Below are 12,376 nucleotides of genomic sequence, written 5' to 3'. Positions count from 1 at the left end.
GCCGCTACGGGGCCAGAGCGATGATGCGCTCGGCGCGGCGGAGCACCGGCATGTCGACCATGAGGCCGTCGTACTGGAATACGCCGCGCTCGCGGGTCGCGGCATCGAGTACCGCACGCGCCCAGGCGATTTCCTTCTCGGTCGGCGCGTAGCCGGAGCGGATGACCGCAACCTGGGTGGGATGGACGGCCACCTTGGCGTCGAATCCGACGGCCACGGCATCGTCGACCTCGGCGCGCAGGCCGTCCAGGTTCTTGATGTCCAGGTACACCGAATCCAGCGCGAGCTTGCCGAAGGCCTTGGCCGCCAACAACGACTGTGACCGGACGTGCTTGGCCACATCGCGGTAGCTGCCGTCGGGCCAGCGATTGGCGGTGCCCCCGGTGGCAGCGAACAGGTCTTCGGCACCCCACATGACGGCGTAGGTGTTGTCGACCCGGGCGGTCTCGGTGACGGCGAGCGCACCGAGCGGCGTCTCCACCAGCACCACCACGTCCAGCGGCGCCAGCGCCCGAACCTGTTCGGCTGATTCGGTTTTCGCCAGCATCACCGTGGTGTACGGGGTGCGGGCCAGCGCCGCCAGATCCAGCGGGTGATCGGCGGTGTCCGACGGATTCAGCCGCACCACCGTGCGGGCCGGGTCCAGCGGGGTGTCGATCAGCGCCTGACGGGCGGCCGGCCGGTCCTTCGCCGCGCAGCCGTCCTCCAGATCGAGGATCACCACATCAGCTGTGGCAGCGGCCTTCTCGAACCGCTCGGGGCGGTCGGCCGGGCAGAACAGCCAGCCGGGACCGGGAGCAGACAGACTCATGCCTCTCCCACCGGGCGCTTACGCACCATCGTCTTGCGCGCCGCCGTGGCCACGATGTCGCCGTGCTGGTTACGGCCGGTGTGGGCGAACGTGACGATGCCCTCGCCCGGGCGGCTCTTGGACTCGCGCTTCTCGATCACCTCGGACTCCGCGTACAGCGTGTCACCGTGGAAAAGCGGCCTGGGGAAAGCAATGTCGGAGAAACCGAGGTTCCCGACGATCGTGCCCTGGGTCAGCTGCGCGACCGACAGCCCCACCAGCGTCGACAGGGTGAACATCGAATTCACCAGCCGCGCATGGAACGGCGGCAATGCATCGGAGAACGCGGCGTCCAGATGCAACGCCTGGGTGTTCATGGTCAGCGTGGTGAACAGGACGTTGTCGGCTTCGGTGATGGTGCGACCGGGCCGGTGCTGGTAGATGACACCGGGCTGGAACTCCTCGTACCAGAGCCCGCGCTGCTCGATGATCTTCTTGGGTGCCGCTTCGCCAGTGCTCACAGCCCGGCCTCCCGCGCGATCAGCATCAACTGAACTTCCGTTGTGCCCTCACCGATTTCGAGAATCTTCGAATCACGGTAGTGCCGGGCCACCGGGTACTCGTTCATGAAGCCGTAGCCGCCGAACACCTGGGTGGCGTCCCGGGCGTTGTCCATCGCGGCCTCGCTGGCGATCATCTTCGCGATGCAGGCCGCCTTCTTGAACGGCTTGCCCGCCAGCATCAGCGCCGCGGCGTCGTAGTAGGCCGTGCGCGCGACGTGGGCGCGGGCTTCCATGCGGGCGATCTTGAAGGCGATGGCCTGGTAGCCACCGATCTTGCGGCCGAAGGCTTCCCGCTCCTTGGAGTACTTCACGCACTCGTCGACGCAGCCCTGCGCCACACCCACCGACAGCGCGGCGATGGCGATGCGTCCCTCGTCGAGGATGCGCAGGAAGTTGGCGTAGCCGCGGCCGCGGTCGCCGAGCAGGTTCTCGGCCGGCACTCGGACGTCGTCGAAGCTCAGCGGGTGAGTGTCCGAGGCGTTCCAGCCGACCTTGTCGTAGGCGGGCTCGGCGGTGAAGCCCGGCGTCGGCACCGGCACCAGGATCGCCGAAATCTCCTTGTGCCCGCCGGGCAGTTCGCCGGTCACGGCCGTGACGGTCACCAGCTTGGTGATGTCGGTGCCGGAGTTGGTGATGAACTGCTTGGAACCGTTGATAACCCAGCTGTCGCCGTCCAGCTTGGCGGTGGTCTTGGTGGCGCCGGCGTCACTGCCGCCGCCGGCCTCGGTCAAACCGAAGGCGCCCAGGGCCTTTCCGCTGGCCAGCTGCGGCAGCCATTCCTGCTTCTGCGCCTCGGTACCGAAGCGGTACACCGGCATGGCACCGAGGCCGACACCCGCCTCGAGCGTGATGGCGACGCTCTGGTCGACCTTGCCGAGTTCTTCCAGGGCCAAGCACAGGGCGAAGTAGTCGCCGCCCATGCCGCCGTACTCCTCGGGGAAAGGCAGGCCGAACAGACCCATGTCGGCCATGCCGTCGATGACCTCGTAGGGAAAGGTGTGGTCCTTGTCGTGCTTGGCCGCTACCGGCGCGACGACCGTCTGCGCGAAGTCCCGGACCGTCTTGGCCAGTTGGGCATAGTGGTCCGGCAGGGTGCCGGTGGAAATAAAGTCGCTCACTTGGTCTCCTCAGTTGCATCAGTTGCAGCGGTAATCCGGGCCAGCGGCTGGCCCACTTTGACCTGATCGCCCACGGCGACAAGCAATTCCACGGTGCCGTCGACCGGCGACGACAACGCGTGTTCCATCTTCATGGCCTCGACGGTGACGACCACGTCACCGGCGCCGACCGTCGCCCCGTCCCCGACACCCACGGCGACAACGGATCCGGGCATCGGACTGACGATCTCGGCGTCACCGCTGTGTTCGTCGTCGGCGCGGACCGGGGCTTCGCGCACATCTTCGATGACGGTCGTGCGGCCGGCACCGGCCAGCCACAGCCGGTGATCCTCGACGGCGGTCAGGTATTCGGTGCGCAGACCGTCGACGGTGACGATCAGCCGGTCACCGACCAACGACGCTGCCACGCTGCGTGGTTCGCCGTCTTCGATGCGTGCCGTGGCGGCAGCGGGCGTTCCGGTGAGGTGGACGTGGTCGGTGCGGTCGCCGGCCCGCAGTCGGATCGTCGTCGGCGCGTGCTCCCCGACCCGCCAGCCGGACGGCGTGGCCCACAGCTCGCCGGCGTCCGACCAGCTGTGCAGCCAGCGGTACGCGGCGGCGGCGATGAACTCGTCGTCGCCGGCTTGTGCCGCGACGTAGTCGGCGGTGCGGCGGTCCAGCAGCCCGGTGTCGAGCCGTCCGGCGATGACGTCCTCGTCGGCCAGCAGGAACCGCAGAAAATCGATGTTGGTTCCGACACCCAGCACCGCGGTGTCCGCCAGCGCCCGATCGAGACCGCGTCGCGCCGATTCCCGATCCGGGCCGTACGCGATGATTTTCGACAACATCGGGTCGTAGTCACTGCCGATCACCGAGCCCGCCCGAAGACCGGAATCCACTCGGGCAGAAGCAGGTTCGGCCAGCGCCAGCACGGTGCCGCCCGTCGGGAGGAAGTCGCGCGCCGGGTCCTCGGCGTACACCCGGGCCTCGATGGCGTGCCCGGTCATCGTGATGTCGTCCTGCGCCACCGGCAGTGCCTCACCGGCCGCCACCCGCACCTGCAGCTCGACCAGGTCGATGTCCGTGACCAGCTCGGTGACAGGGTGTTCCACCTGAAGCCGGGTGTTCATCTCCATGAAGAAGAACTCATCGGGCCGGTCGGCCGAGACGATGAACTCGACGGTGCCCGCGCCGCGGTAGTCGACGCTGCGGGCGGTGTCGCAGGCGGCCGCACCGATCCGCGCCCGGGTTGCCTCGTCGAGCACGGGCGACGGGGCCTCTTCGATGACCTTCTGGTGCCGCCGCTGCAGGCTGCACTCACGCTCGCCGAGGTGGACGACGTTGCCGTGGCTGTCCGCGACGACCTGGACCTCGATGTGCCTGGGGTTCAACACGAATCGTTCCAGGAACAGGGTGTCGTCGCCGAACGCCGAGGCGGCCTCGCGACGGGCCGAGGCCAGCGCGGCGGGCAGCTCGGCAGCGGCATGCACCACTCGCATGCCCTTGCCACCGCCGCCGGCGGACGGCTTCACCAGGACAGGGAACCCGATCTCGGGGGCGCCGGCGATGAGCTCGTCGTCGGTCAGCCCCGGACGCGAGATGCCGGGAACCACCGGCACTCCGAATGCCGACACCGCCGCCTTGGCGGTGATCTTGTCGCCCATGGTGCCGATGGCCTTGGCCGGCGGACCGATGAAGACGATGCCGGCGTCATGCAGCGCGGCGGCGAATTCGGCGTTCTCCGAAAGGAATCCGTAGCCCGGGTGCACAGCCTGCGCACCGGTGCGCCGGGCCGCGTTCACGATGGCCTCGATGCTCAGGTAGCTCTGCCGGGCCGGGGCCGGGCCGATGTTCACCGCGACGTCAGCCTCGAGCACGTGGCGGGCGCCGGCGTCGGCGTCGCTGAACACCGCCACCGAACGAATGCCCATGGCCCGCAACGTGCGAATGACGCGGACGGCGATCTCGCCACGATTGGCGACCAGGACAGTATCGAAAGTCTTCATCTCACATCCTGAAAACGCCGTAGGACACAGGCTCGAGCGGAGCCTGCGCAACAACTGAAAGGGCCAGCCCCACCACGGTTCTGGTGTCTGCCGGGTCGATGACGCCGTCGTCCCAGAGGCGGGCCGTCGAGTAGTAGGGGTTGCCCTGGTCCTCGTACTGCTGGCGGATCGGGGCCTTGATGGCCTCTTCCTCCTCCGGCGTCAGGTCACCGCGCACGGTGGCCAGCACCGAGGCGGCCTGTTCGCCACCCATGACCGAGATGCGGGCGTTGGGCCACATCCACAGGAACCGCGGCGAGTACGCGCGGCCGCACATCGAGTAGTTGCCGGCGCCGTAGGAGCCGCCGATGACGACGGTCAGCTTCGGCACCCGGGCGCACGCCACCGCGGTGACCATCTTGGCGCCGTGCTTGGCGATGCCACCGGCCTCGTAGTCGCGGCCCACCATGAAGCCGGAGATGTTCTGCAGGAACAGCAGCGGCACGGACCGCTTGTCGCACAGCTCGATGAAATGCGCACCCTTCTGGGCGGATTCGCCGAACAGCACGCCGTTGTTGGCGATGATGCCCACCGGGTGGCCGTGGATGCGAGCGAAGCCGGTGACCAGGGTCGTGCCGTATTCCGCCTTGAATTCGGTGAATTCGCCACCGTCGACGATCCGGGTGATCACCTCGTGCACGTCGTACGGCACCTTGGAGTCGATCGGCACCACGTCGTAGAGCTCGGTCTGATCGCACACCGCATCCACCGTCGGGGCGACGTCCCAGGGCGTCTGGGTGCGGGGCCCGAATGTCGCGGCGATGCGGCGCACGATGCGCAACGCGTCGCGGTCGTCGTGGGCCAGGTGGTCGGTGACGCCGGAAATCTTGGAGTGCAGATCACCACCGCCGAGGTCCTCGGCCGAAACCACCTCGCCCGTAGCGGCTTTCACCAGCGGCGGCCCGCCCAGGAAGATGGTGCCCTGGTTGCGGACGATGACGGCCTCGTCGCTCATCGCGGGGACGTACGCACCGCCGGCGGTGCAGGAGCCGAGCACCGCGGCGATCTGCGGAATGCCCCGCGCCGACATGTTGGCCTGGTTGAAGAAGATGCGGCCGAAGTGCTCGCGGTCCGGGAACACCTCGTCCTGGCGGGGCAGGAACGCGCCGCCCGAGTCGACGAGATAGATGCACGGCAGCTGGTTCTGGCTGGCGATCTCCTGCGCCCGTAGGTGCTTCTTGACCGTGATCGGGTAGTACGTGCCGCCTTTCACCGTCGCGTCGTTGGCGATGATGAGGCACTCCCGGCCGGAGACCCGGCCGATGCCGGCGATCATTCCGGCACCTGGGCATTCGTCGTCGTACATCCCGTTCGCGGCCAGTGGCGCGATCTCGAGGAAGGGGCTGCCCGGATCGAGGAGTCCGTCGACCCGATCGCGCGGCAGGAGCTTGCCGCGGCCGACATGGCGCTCACGTGAGCGCTCCGAGCCGCCGAGCGCGGCGACAGCCAGTTTGTCCTTCAGCTCAGCCACCAGCTCGAGGTGCTGTTCACGATGCGATACCCGATGGGAAACGCTCGGCGACATCGTCGCTCCATTTCGCTTGAGTTAATGGCGAATAACCGAACGCGATGTTAGTCTTCATTAACTGAGTTGTCCAGACCGGGTTGGAGGTGTCGATGACGGCATCGGAGTCAGACGCCGAAACACCGCGTAGCCGAGCCAAATCCGACCGGCGCAGCCAGCTCGTCGCCGCCGCCGAACGACTCATCGCCGAACGTGGCTTCCTGGCCGTCCGCCTCGAGGACATCGGCTCCGCGGCCGGCATCAGCGGGCCCGCGATCTACCGGCACTTCCCCAACAAAGAAGCGCTCTTGGTCGAGCTGCTGGTGAGCGTCAGCGCCCGACTGCACGAAGGTGGACGCGCGGTGGTCGCCGAAGCGGACAGCGCCACAGCCGCACTGGAAGGCCTCATCGAGTTCCACCTCGACTTCGCACTGGGCGAATCCGACCTCATCCGGATTCAGGACCGCGACCTGAACAACCTCCCCGACGCCGCCAAACGGCAGGTGCGCCGCTCGCAGCGCCAGTACGTCGAGATCTGGGTCGACGTCCTGCGCCGGCTCGACCCGTCGCGCAGCGAAGCCGACGCCCGCACCATGGCGCACGCCGCGTTCGGGCTACTGAACTCGACCCCGCACAGTGTCACCGCGGGCGGTGCCCGCAATTCGATGGCAGCGGGCGGTGCCCGCAATTCGGCGGCAGCGGGCGGTGCCCGCAAGCAGGAGGAATCCTCACGCGCCGTGCTGCGCGCCATGACCGCCGCGGCACTGGCCCCGCGCCGCTGATCCGGCCCGCTTCAACGTTTCCGCGGTCCACCGCTCGCCGCAGGTACCCTGCAAACATGAGGTGGGAATGACCGGAGCGCGCGACGACGGGCTGGACGCCACCAAGAAACTCCCGGCCATGCCGACGGCCGGCTACCAGACCGACGCCTTCACCGATCCCTACGGTGTCGCCACACCGCCGAAGGTTCGCCGCCACAAGTGGCTGTTCCCGCTGGCCGGGGCGATGCTGATCCTGGCGCTCTGCCTGGTGATCGCCGTTGTCATCGTCAACAGCTCCGAGCAACAGACGCTGGTCGCGCCGCCGCCGCTGCCGGTGCCGACGCAGGATCCGATGTCGTCGTCGACGACTGTGACGGCCACCACGACGCCCGAAAGCGCCGAGCCCAGCGAAGCCGTCAGTCCCCCTGCCGCGGCCGCGCCGCCGGACGCCGAAAGCGGTGACACCGAAGCCGTGCTGTACGCCGTGATCGGCAAAGGTCGTGCCGTGAGCATCACGTACGTCGACACCGGCGGCGTGCTGCAGACGGAGTTCAATGTGGCGCTGCCGTGGACCAAAGAGGTGCAGCTGAACCGGCCGGCGGCACGCTCGGCGAGCGTCAGCATCGTCAACGCGGGTCGCGGCATCGCCTGCACCATCTCGGTCGACGGCACGCAGATTCAGCAGCGGGAAGGCGCCGGCCTCACGGTGTGCCGGCAGGCCGGCAAACGCAGCCGCGGGCACGGGCCCTAACGCCGGGCCGGCACCTTCACCAAGAGCATCCCTACCAGCCCGATCCCGAGGACCGTGCACAGGCCGCCCAGGCCGGCCCGGGTCGTCGCGAAGATGTCGATGAACATCGAGAACAACCACGGCGACAGGACGTGCGCCGCTCGGCCCGTGGTGGTGTACAGCCCGAAGGCCACACCTTCCTTGCCGTCCGCGGAGATGCGGAGCATCAGATTCCGCGACGCCGACTGGGTGGGGCCGACGAACAGGCACAGCGTCAGGCCGCAGATCCAGAAGGCCAGCGGACCGGACAGGAACATCAGCGTGATGCCCACGGTCACCATCGCGGTCAGTGAGGCCACGATCACGCGTTTGGAACCGATCCGGTCGTCGAGCATTCCGCCGAGCGCCGCGCCCAGCGCCGCAATGGTGAACGCACCGGCCCCGAACAGCGGCACGCTCGTCGGCGCCAGTCCGTAGACGCTGACCCCCACCACCGGGCCGAAGATCGAGATGCCTGTGAGTCCGTCGCGGAAGATCGCGCTGGAGAGCAAGTAGTAGACGACGTTGCGGTCGCGCCGCCACTCCCCGACCACCTCGGTCCACAATGTCCGGTAGGCGCCGAAGAATCCGACGGCCGGGGTGCCGTCGTGTGGCGGCGACTTCACCGTGAGCAGCAGCGGCAGCGCGAAGATGACGAACCACGCCGCGGCCACCAGGACCGCATACCGGTCCGGTTTGCCGTCCGAGTTCGGAATGCCCAGCAGGCCCAGGGTGTCGCCGCTGCCCGATTTGAACCCGACGAAGACCAGGAGCAGCAGTAGGACGCTGCCGAAAAACCCTGCGGCCAAGCCGAATCCGGAGATCCGACCCGAGGTCGTCGGCGTCGACAGCTGACGCAGCATGGCGTTGTACGGGACGGTCGCGAGATCCATGCACGCCGCCGTGGCGGCCAACAATGCCAGGCCGATCCACAGGTAGTGGTAGTCGGGCTTGATGAACGTCATCGACGCCGTCAGTACGACCACGGCACCCGTCAGCGCGGCGAGTGCCCTGCGCCGCCGGTACGCGGCGTCGACCATCACGCCCGTCACCGGGGCCAGAAGCGCCACCGCGATGCCGGCCACCAGAACCGCGCGCCCCAGCCAGCTCTCGGGCGTGGTCGGGCCGGGCAGCCCTTTGCCGACCTCCGAGATGAGGTAGATGTTGAAACCGAAAGTCGCCACCACGGCGTTCACGCCCGTGGCGCCGCTGTCCCACAGCGCCCACGCGGCGACGCGGCCCCGTCCAACGGGCGGGATACCCGCCGCGGGGCTGCTCGGGGCCCGTCGATTCGCTCGGCAAGCCTCGCTCATGCGCTCACTCTATTGGTCCCTACGATTGCACCCATGCCTGTACCCGCTCCCAGTCCCGACGCCCGCGCCGTCGTCACCGGCGCCTCTCAGAACATCGGTGAAGCGCTGGCCACCGAACTCGCCGCCCGCGGCCACCACCTGATCATCACGGCCCGCCGCGGCGACGTGCTGGCCGAGGTCGCCCAGCGCATCACCGACAAGTACGGCGTCACCGTCGAGGTGCGGGCCTGCGACCTGACCGACCCGGCCGACCGCGACAAGCTCTGCGCCGAACTCGCGGAGCGCGACATCTCGATCCTGTGCGCCAACGCCGGCACCGCGACATTCGGTGCCGTCGCCGACCTGCCCGTCGAGGGCGAGAAGGCCCAGGTTCAGCTCAACGTGCAGGGCGTGCACGACCTCGTCCTGGCCGTCCTGCCCGGGATGATCGAGCGTCACGGTGGCGGCATCCTGATCTCCGGTTCGGCCGCGGGCAACTCGCCCATCCCGAACAACGCGACGTACGCCGCGTCCAAGGCGTTCGCCAACACCTTCAGTGAGTCGCTGCGCGGCGAGCTCAAACCGCACGGCATCAACGTCACGCTGCTGGCGCCCGGACCGGTGCGCACCGAACTGCCCGACCCGGCCGAGCAGTCACTGGTCGAGCGCCTGATCCCCGACTTCCTCTGGATCGACACCGAGTACACCGCCCGCATTTCGCTGGACGGCCTCGAGAAGAACAAGATGCGCGTCGTGCCGGGCCTGACGTCCAAGGCCATGTCGACCGCGAGCGGCTACGCCCCGCGCGCGATCGTCGCGCCGATCGTCGGCGCGGTCTACAAGAAGCTCGGCGGGTCGTAAAGCCGGCGGCTGCGGCGAGAAGGACCAAATGGCTGCTGTGCGGCGCCCGCCAACGACCATTTGGTCCCTCTCGCCGCGCCCCAGCTGACCCGGCTTACCGCCGGCGGGTCGTGCCGAACAGGCTGCGGGTGATCTCGCGGCCGGCCACGGTCGCCGCCGACCGCAGGAAGCTCTTGAACGCCGTGCTCTGCAGCACTTCCGACACCATGCCGGGCCCTTCGGCCTCCACCTCGACGCGGCCGGAGGCGGTGAGGTCAGGCTCTTCGGCCGGCGCGGGAGCGGGCGCTGCATCCAGGGCCGCAGGCGGCGCACCTGCGGGGGCCGGCTGCGAAGAAAGCCGCTCGTAGGCCGAGTCGCGGTCGACTGTCGGCCCGTAGGTCGCCTGCAACGGGCTGGCCTTGGCCGCGGCAGCGATGGCGTCGGGGCCGATGGTGCCCATGAGCGAACGCGGGGCGCGCAGCCGCGTCCACGCCACCGGAGTCGGCGCACCGACCTCGGACAGCACCGTGACGACGGCCTCACCGATGCCCAATGACGTCAGTGCCGACTCCAGGTCGTAGACCGACGTCTTCGGGTACGTCCGCACCGTCTTCGTCAGCGCCTTCTGGTCGTCGGGGGTGAACGCCCGGATCGCGTGCTGGACGCGCGCACCCAGCTGGCTGAGCACGTCGTTCGGAACGTCGGTGGGCAGCTGGGTGCAGAAGAACACGCCGACGCCCTTGGAGCGGATCAGCTTGACGGTCTGCTCGACCTGGTCCAGGAACGCCTTGGACGCGTCGGCGAACAACAGGTGCGCCTCGTCGAAGAAGAACACCAGCTTGGGCTTGTCCGCGTCACCGATCTCCGGCAGCGTGGTGAACAGGTCCGCCAGTACCCACATGAGGAACGTCGAGAACAACACCGGACGCGCGGCCTGGCTGCCCAGCTCGAGCAACGTGATGATGCCGCGGCCCTGTGGGTCCAGCCGCATCAGATCCTCGGGCCTGAGCTCGGGCAGTCCGAAGAAGGTGTCTCCGCCCTCGGCCTCCAGGTTGATGAGCGCGCGCAAGATCACGCCCGCGGTGGCCGGCGACACGGCGCCGAGCGCCTTGAGCTCCTCTTTGCCGTCATCACTGGTCAAGAACTGGATGACGCCGCGCAGATCCTTCAGATCATCGAGGAGCAGGCCCTTCTGGTCCGCCCAGTGGAAGATCAGGCCGAGAGTCGACTCCTGAGTCTGGTTGAGCCCCAACACCTTCGACAGCAGGATCGGCCCGAAGCTGGTGACGGTGGCCCGCACCGGGACGCCGATGCCGGTGGTCCCCAGCGACAGGAACTCGACGGGGAACGCCGTCGGGCTCCACTCGTCGCCGGTGTCGGTGGCGCGCTGAGCGGTCTTGTCGTTGGCGGCGCCGGGCTGCGCGAGGCCCGAGAGGTCGCCCTTGACGTCGGCCATCACGACCGGCACCCCGGCAGTCGACAACTGCTCGGCGATCACCTGCAGCGTCTTGGTCTTACCGGTACCGGTCGCGCCGGCGATCAGGCCGTGCCGGTTGACGGTGGCCAGCGGAATCTTGACCTGAGCGCCGGGGTCGACGGTCCCGTCGACGACGACCGCGCCCAGGTTCAGCGCCTGGCCGGTGACGGCGTAACCAGCGGCGATCTGCTGCGCGGGGGATGCACTCGAATCGGTCGTCATGGGCCTGACCCTACTTCGTCAGGTCCCCAGTAGCCGGGTATGGACACCCTGCGATCAGCCTGCGAATAGTCTGGAACACCGTGCGTGACGAACTGGTATGGATCGATTGCGAGATGACGGGGCTGGATCTCAAGTCCGACCGGCTCATCGAGATCGCGGCATTGGTCACCGACAGCGACCTGAACGTGCTGGGCGACGGGGTCGATGTGGTGATCCACACCGACGACGCCGCACTCGACGGCATGGCCGATGTGGTGATGAAGATGCACACCCGCTCGGGTCTGATCGAGGAGGTGCGGACCTCCACCGTCACCCTCGAAGAGGCCGAGCAGATGGTGCTGGACTACATCCGCAGCCACATCGGGCAGGCGAAAACCGCTCCCCTGGCCGGTAATTCGATTGCCACCGACCGCGGCTTCATCGCCCGGGACATGCCCCGTCTCGACGACTTCCTGCACTACCGGATGATCGACGTCAGCTCGATCAAGGAGCTGTGCCGCCGCTGGTACCCGCGGATCTATTTCGGGCAGCCCGACAAGGGGCTCGCACACCGCGCGCTGGCCGACATCCACGAGTCGATCCGCGAGTTGAAGTACTACCGTGGCACAGCGTTCGTGCCCGCACCCGGACCGTCTACCAGCGAAATCGCTGCCGTCGCCGGCGAGCTGGGGCCACCGACGAACGACTCTGCGGTAACCGATTCGGCTTAGAGCGTCCAAGCGGTTAGTATCTACGACGCTGCTTCTGCGGAGCAGCAATGGTGGCTGTAGTTCAGCTGGTAGAGCACCAGGTTGTGATCCTGGGTGTCGCGGGTTCGAGTCCCGTCAGCCACCCCGCAGGTGGGAGGGCATTGTTGCCCTCCCACCATTTGCGTTCAGCGAGGGCCTTACCCTTACCGCAACCTAACGTTCGCCAGCCCGCTCAGACGCTTTAGCGACAGGCACCCCATCTCGCCTCCCGCTGGCACACCCCAATACCGCGTGTCCAGAAGGGGCTAGCCTCCGGTGTCGGAGGCT

General features: G+C 68.1%; 11 protein-coding genes and 1 tRNA gene. 5 read left to right on the top strand and 7 right to left on the bottom strand.

Annotated elements, in window-relative coordinates:
* Positions 1 to 4: 4 nt before the first annotated feature.
* The 5 genes from ACWW1C_RS07415 to ACWW1C_RS07395 are packed head-to-tail and all read right to left on the bottom strand — an operon-like array spanning position 5 to position 6,020.
* Positions 5 to 811 carry an HpcH/HpaI aldolase/citrate lyase family protein gene (locus ACWW1C_RS07415; protein WP_455982834.1) on the bottom strand — a complete coding sequence of 269 codons (807 nt, stop codon included), beginning with the start codon at positions 809 to 811 and terminating at the stop codon, positions 5 to 7.
* The gene (locus ACWW1C_RS07410; protein ID WP_455982833.1) at positions 808 to 1,311 is read right to left on the bottom strand and encodes a MaoC family dehydratase; all 504 of its coding nucleotides are present in this window, start codon (positions 1,309 to 1,311) and stop codon (positions 808 to 810) included. Before ACWW1C_RS07410 ends, ACWW1C_RS07415 begins: the two co-directional genes overlap by 4 nt.
* On the bottom strand, positions 1,308 to 2,471 hold the full coding sequence (locus ACWW1C_RS07405; RefSeq protein ID WP_226521200.1) for an acyl-CoA dehydrogenase family protein: 1,164 nt from the start codon (positions 2,469 to 2,471) through the stop codon (positions 1,308 to 1,310). The genes ACWW1C_RS07410 and ACWW1C_RS07405 overlap by 4 nt, the downstream gene beginning before the upstream one ends.
* Positions 2,468 to 4,456: an ATP-binding protein gene (locus ACWW1C_RS07400; protein WP_455982832.1), complete on the bottom strand. Its 1,989-nt coding sequence runs from the start codon at positions 4,454 to 4,456 to the stop codon at positions 2,468 to 2,470. Before ACWW1C_RS07400 ends, ACWW1C_RS07405 begins: the two co-directional genes overlap by 4 nt.
* 1 nt (position 4,457) lies before the next feature.
* Positions 4,458 to 6,020 carry a carboxyl transferase domain-containing protein gene (locus ACWW1C_RS07395; protein ID WP_455982831.1) on the bottom strand — a complete coding sequence of 521 codons (1,563 nt, stop codon included), beginning with the start codon at positions 6,018 to 6,020 and terminating at the stop codon, positions 4,458 to 4,460.
* Positions 6,021 to 6,112: 92 nt separating this feature from the next.
* Here ACWW1C_RS07395 and ACWW1C_RS07390 point away from each other — a divergent pair, with 92 nt between their 5' ends.
* Together ACWW1C_RS07390 and ACWW1C_RS07385 are read left to right on the top strand one after the other, a co-directional pair.
* Complete coding sequence (locus ACWW1C_RS07390; protein WP_455982830.1) at positions 6,113 to 6,781, top strand: SACE_7040 family transcriptional regulator; 669 nt, start codon at positions 6,113 to 6,115, stop codon at positions 6,779 to 6,781.
* Positions 6,782 to 6,848: 67 nt separating this feature from the next.
* Positions 6,849 to 7,511, top strand: a complete 663-nt coding sequence (locus ACWW1C_RS07385) for an MmpS family transport accessory protein (RefSeq protein WP_455982829.1) — start codon at positions 6,849 to 6,851, stop codon at positions 7,509 to 7,511.
* Here the strand turns inward: ACWW1C_RS07385 and ACWW1C_RS07380 are convergent.
* Positions 7,508 to 8,842, bottom strand: a complete 1,335-nt coding sequence (locus ACWW1C_RS07380; protein ID WP_455982828.1) for an MFS transporter — start codon at positions 8,840 to 8,842, stop codon at positions 7,508 to 7,510. The genes ACWW1C_RS07385 and ACWW1C_RS07380 overlap by 4 nt on opposite strands.
* A 33-nt stretch (positions 8,843 to 8,875) precedes the next feature.
* On the opposite strand from ACWW1C_RS07380, the gene cmrA reads away from it, so the two are divergent.
* Entirely contained in the window at positions 8,876 to 9,682 is an 807-nt protein-coding gene (gene cmrA, locus ACWW1C_RS07375; protein ID WP_455982827.1) for a mycolate reductase, read from the top strand.
* 94 nt (positions 9,683 to 9,776) lie between these two features.
* Here cmrA and ACWW1C_RS07370 read toward each other — a convergent pair whose 3' ends face one another.
* Positions 9,777 to 11,360 carry a helicase HerA-like domain-containing protein gene (locus ACWW1C_RS07370; protein WP_455982826.1) on the bottom strand — a complete coding sequence of 528 codons (1,584 nt, stop codon included), beginning with the start codon at positions 11,358 to 11,360 and terminating at the stop codon, positions 9,777 to 9,779.
* A gap of 80 nt (positions 11,361 to 11,440) precedes the next feature.
* Here ACWW1C_RS07370 and orn point away from each other — a divergent pair, with 80 nt between their 5' ends.
* Together orn and ACWW1C_RS07360 are read left to right on the top strand one after the other, a co-directional pair.
* The gene (gene orn / locus ACWW1C_RS07365; RefSeq protein ID WP_455982825.1) at positions 11,441 to 12,070 is read left to right on the top strand and encodes an oligoribonuclease; all 630 of its coding nucleotides are present in this window, start codon (positions 11,441 to 11,443) and stop codon (positions 12,068 to 12,070) included.
* Between the two features lie 50 nt (positions 12,071 to 12,120).
* A tRNA-His gene (locus ACWW1C_RS07360) sits at positions 12,121 to 12,193 on the top strand.
* Positions 12,194 to 12,376: the final 183 nt, after the last annotated feature.

The sequence above is a fragment of the Mycobacterium sp. HM-7 genome (genome assembly GCF_053852335.1).
The sequence above is the reverse complement of the archived record's forward strand: the minus strand, read 5'-3'. Positions and strand labels throughout refer to the sequence as shown.

What these genes read in the sequence shown, in the direction of transcription:
- ACWW1C_RS07415 (WP_455982834.1), bottom strand. Translation starts at nt 811, where the DNA reads ATGAGTCTGTCTGCTCCCGGTCCCGGCTGGCTGTTCTGCCCGGCCGAC.
- ACWW1C_RS07400 (WP_455982832.1), bottom strand. Translation starts at nt 4,456, where the DNA reads ATGAAGACTTTCGATACTGTCCTGGTCGCCAATCGTGGCGAGATCGCC.
- ACWW1C_RS07395 (WP_455982831.1), bottom strand. Translation starts at nt 6,020, where the DNA reads ATGTCGCCGAGCGTTTCCCATCGGGTATCGCATCGTGAACAGCACCTC.
- ACWW1C_RS07390 (WP_455982830.1), top strand. Translation starts at nt 6,113, where the DNA reads ATGACGGCATCGGAGTCAGACGCCGAAACACCGCGTAGCCGAGCCAAA.
- ACWW1C_RS07385 (WP_455982829.1), top strand. Translation starts at nt 6,849, where the DNA reads ATGACCGGAGCGCGCGACGACGGGCTGGACGCCACCAAGAAACTCCCG.
- ACWW1C_RS07380 (WP_455982828.1), bottom strand. Translation starts at nt 8,842, where the DNA reads ATGAGCGAGGCTTGCCGAGCGAATCGACGGGCCCCGAGCAGCCCCGCG.
- cmrA (WP_455982827.1), top strand. Translation starts at nt 8,876, where the DNA reads ATGCCTGTACCCGCTCCCAGTCCCGACGCCCGCGCCGTCGTCACCGGC.
- ACWW1C_RS07370 (WP_455982826.1), bottom strand. Translation starts at nt 11,360, where the DNA reads ATGACGACCGATTCGAGTGCATCCCCCGCGCAGCAGATCGCCGCTGGT.